This is a genomic window from Alkalibacillus haloalkaliphilus C5 (assembly GCF_000269905.1).
Taxonomy (GTDB): domain Bacteria; phylum Bacillota; class Bacilli; order Bacillales; family Alkalibacillaceae; genus Alkalibacillus; species Alkalibacillus haloalkaliphilus_A.
Genome location: NZ_AKIF01000226.1, coordinates 1 through 2,774, shown reverse-complemented (window position 1 = coordinate 2,774; position 2,774 = coordinate 1). Strand labels below are relative to the sequence as shown.

Annotated in this window: 4 protein-coding genes; 3 read left to right on the top strand and 1 reads right to left on the bottom strand. The window is 36.5% G+C overall.

What is annotated here, in order from left to right:
• Positions 1-292: methyl-accepting chemotaxis domain-containing protein (locus A194_RS0115720; RefSeq protein WP_017187743.1), on the top strand; the 292-nt coding region annotated here is incomplete at its 5' end.
• Positions 293-537: 245 nt separating this feature from the next.
• Here A194_RS0115720 and A194_RS0115715 read toward each other — a convergent pair.
• Complete coding sequence (locus A194_RS0115715) at positions 538-885, bottom strand: hypothetical protein (RefSeq protein ID WP_017187742.1); 348 nt, start codon at positions 883-885, stop codon at positions 538-540.
• Between the two features lie 91 nt (positions 886-976).
• Between A194_RS0115715 and A194_RS0115710 the strand changes: the two genes are divergently transcribed.
• Together A194_RS0115710 and A194_RS18910 are read left to right on the top strand one after the other, a co-directional pair.
• Positions 977-1,975, top strand: coding sequence for an LLM class flavin-dependent oxidoreductase (locus tag A194_RS0115710; protein ID WP_017187741.1), 999 nt, complete (start codon positions 977-979; stop codon positions 1,973-1,975).
• 21 nt (positions 1,976-1,996) lie between these two features.
• Positions 1,997-2,671, top strand: a complete 675-nt coding sequence (locus tag A194_RS18910; protein WP_017187740.1) for a VOC family protein — start codon at positions 1,997-1,999, stop codon at positions 2,669-2,671.
• Positions 2,672-2,774 lie beyond the last annotated feature (103 nt).

Here is a 2,774-nt window from a genome sequence, read left to right as displayed (position 1 = left end):
AATTGAAAATATTACTGAGTTAATTAACACAACTAACGAACAGATTGATCAAGTATCAAAAGATGTTTCAGCAACGACGACGTTAATTAAAGATGGCACTGAAAGCATGAAACGCACGAATACATTTTTTGATGATATTTTAACTAACACACATGAAAGTAAAGCGTTAAATGATGAAATGGAAGCAAAACTAGCGAATGTAAATGACATAGTCGAGCAGTTAAGTGAGTCTTATGCTGAAGTTAATGAAGCAGCTGAAAGTCTATCGAACTTAGCTAAAGAACACGAGTAATAAACTAAGAGGTTGGGACAGAACTAACTGTTAATACACAAAACCCGAACGAAATCATACTTTGAATTCGTTCGGGTTTTTCTAATTATCGCTCCATCAAAATGCTCTGCTTTTACCCACAGGAGTCTACGCATTTTGATTCCGCTAAGCGACTGCTAAAATTAAGCTAATTGGTCAGTTATTCGGTTTTCATTACATCCCAAACCTTTGTCCTAACCTCTATTAATTAAGTATATTTTGTAAATTCAACTCTTACTTGGCAATCTTAGTTCGATCGCTACCCAACTAATAAAGCGATACATTGGATAAATAAGCACAAGAATTAAAGCAACACCTGGTACCTCAATGAATGTTAAAAACGCTAAAAATAGTAATAAGAAAATCACCGTCATAATGTTGGCATAACGGCCATTAAACGGCATTGCATCAAAGAACATCGAAGCTCTTTCTTTCTTTTCTTCTACACGTTTTTTAAAGCACTTCTCATGAAACGGTCTGACAGTCATTTTGACGTTACCTGTCATTAAGTCATTTCGGTCAGTAATTACTTTATTACAACGATTACAAACTACAGCTTTTTTCCCCATGTTCATTTTCCCTCACTCTTATAGGCATATCAATTGAATTTTAAACGTAAATCTAAAACAATTATAATCATAACTTATTTACAAAAGGGTGTCGAATATGACTATACAATTAAGTGTGCTAGACCAATCTCCATTGTTAAAAAACGAAACACCAAATCAAGCTCTACAACAAACGATTCAATTAGCTAAACATGTTGATCAACTAGGATATAAGCGTTTTTGGATGAGTGAACACCACAGTACAAAAAGCTTAGCAGGTTCAGCACCTGAAATGTTAATCCCAACCATTGCAGCTCAAACTGATCAGATTAAAGTTGGTACTGGTGGCGTTCTACTCCCCCACTATAGTCCTTTTAAAGTAGCTGAACAGTTTCGTGTTTTAGAAGCCCTATACCCAAATCGTATTGACCTTGGTATAGGTCGTGCACCTGGCGGCATGCCTGGTGTTAATTATGCTTTAAATCGAGGAAAATACCCAGATGTTAAAAATTATCCTCAACAAGCTTCATTACTAATGGATTACATATTAGGAAATGACCCAGAAGGATATCAAGTCCAAGCAACACCAATGAGTGAAACAACTCCACCAATCTGGATGCTAGGCTCAAGTGGTGCTAGTGCCCACGTGGCTGGTGAATTAGGTACGAGTTACACATTTGCCCAGTTCATCAATGGAGATGGTGGACCAGCAGCTATTGAACGTTATTATCATAATTTCATCCCTTCTCCTTTACAACAAGAGCCTGAGGCAAGTATTGCGGTTTTTGTTGTTGTTGGAGATACTGAAGAAGAAGCTGAATATTTAGCATCTAGTTTAGATGTTGCTTTACTAATGGCTGATCAAGGGCAAATTCGTGAGTACTTCCCAGAACCAGAAGAAGCTAGCAGACAAACCTTTAGTCACTTTGAACAACAGCGTATAATAGAAAATAGAAATAGAATGATTGTCGGCAGTGTCGAAAGTGTCAAACAACAACTCGAGTATATGTCAAGACAGTTTCAAGTAAACGAAGTGATTGTTAATACGATTGTTTCGCCATTTGAGAAACGTCTCGACGCTTATGAAAAGCTAGCTCAAGCTTTTCAATTAAAATAATATTTTTAAAGGAGTGTTTTCATGGTTGCTTTTGACCATCTTGTTATCCATTCCTCTGATCCTAAACAACACCAAGAGATGTTTTCAAACTTTCATAACTTAGTCGGTGTTCCTGGTGGAAAACATGAACTTTGGGGTACGTATAATTACTTAGCTTTCATGAAGAATAATAGTTACATTGAATGGCTCGGTGTTGAGGATGAGTCTGTTGCCAATCAATCTGACAATCCACTTATTCGCCAGACGTCTAAAACGAGACTTAACAATATTGAAGGCCCGATCCAGTTTGCATTACGGGTTAGTGACTTGGATTATTACGTTAATAACTTTGATGACAAAGGTATTAAATACGAGGGACCGTTTCCAGGAAGCCGTAGAAAAGCTGATGGTACGCTGCTAGAATGGCGAATGCTCTTTCCTAAAATAGAAGAATCAAATCAAACTCTACCATTCTTAATCGAGTGGAGCGGTGAAGGAAATATTCCAGATGACGTTTCGCTCATCAACCAAACACCTTTTACAACGATTGAAGTAAACACCGATGATGTAGAAACTTACAAAAGATTTTTAACGAATGACCTAAAATTAAATGAGACTGGCGACAACATCTATCAATTAGAAAACGGATTATTAAAAGTTCAACGAGGAGAAGGCTTAAAAGCAGAATTTGATCATATTACATTCAAACTTAAATAGAGGTATCTTATGAAATTAACTCGTTTATTAGTTTTAATTGTTTTAATAACAATAGCGGCCTGCTCAGACTTAAATGACAGTGAATTATATACCGCTAACGACC

What these genes read in the sequence shown, in the direction of transcription:
- A194_RS0115715 (WP_017187742.1), bottom strand. Translation starts at nt 885, where the DNA reads ATGAACATGGGGAAAAAAGCTGTAGTTTGTAATCGTTGTAATAAAGTA.
- A194_RS0115710 (WP_017187741.1), top strand. Translation starts at nt 977, where the DNA reads ATGACTATACAATTAAGTGTGCTAGACCAATCTCCATTGTTAAAAAAC.
- A194_RS18910 (WP_017187740.1), top strand. Translation starts at nt 1,997, where the DNA reads ATGGTTGCTTTTGACCATCTTGTTATCCATTCCTCTGATCCTAAACAA.